Consider the following 364-nt stretch of genomic DNA (forward strand, 5'->3'; position numbering starts at 1 on the left):
CCTCACGTTCGTCGTCGTGCTGGCGCTGCGAGGTCTGGTCCCGCATCGAGATCAGCCAGAGGCCGTCGCCATCTTGCTGCTCGACATAGCTGATACGGCGGGCCACCCAGAGCATGCGGCCATCGGCGTGGCGCATCATGGTGTCGGTGTGCAGCGATTCGAGACTGCCGCCCGCCACATCCATCCAGAACATGGCGTCCTCGGGCGTGGAGGCCAGCGACTCCATCGAGCAGCCCAGCAACTGTTCGGCCTCCATGCCCAGCAATTGGGTCGAAGCCCGGTTCACTGCGACCACGCACCGCGTTTCGGCCTCCACCAGCCAGACCGCCTCCTGCAGCCCATCGATCAGGGCCGTGTAGCGTTT

At 65.4% G+C, this 364-nt stretch carries 1 protein-coding gene; it reads right to left on the reverse strand.

All coding sequences use genetic code 11. The annotated features are described in order from the left end of the window. Positions 1–364: PAS domain S-box protein (locus H5407_RS23745; protein ID WP_183106931.1), on the reverse strand; the 364-nt coding region annotated here is incomplete at both ends.

It is taken from the genome of Mitsuaria sp. WAJ17, assembly GCF_014174515.1.
Lineage (GTDB): Bacteria > Pseudomonadota > Gammaproteobacteria > Burkholderiales > Burkholderiaceae_C > Roseateles_B.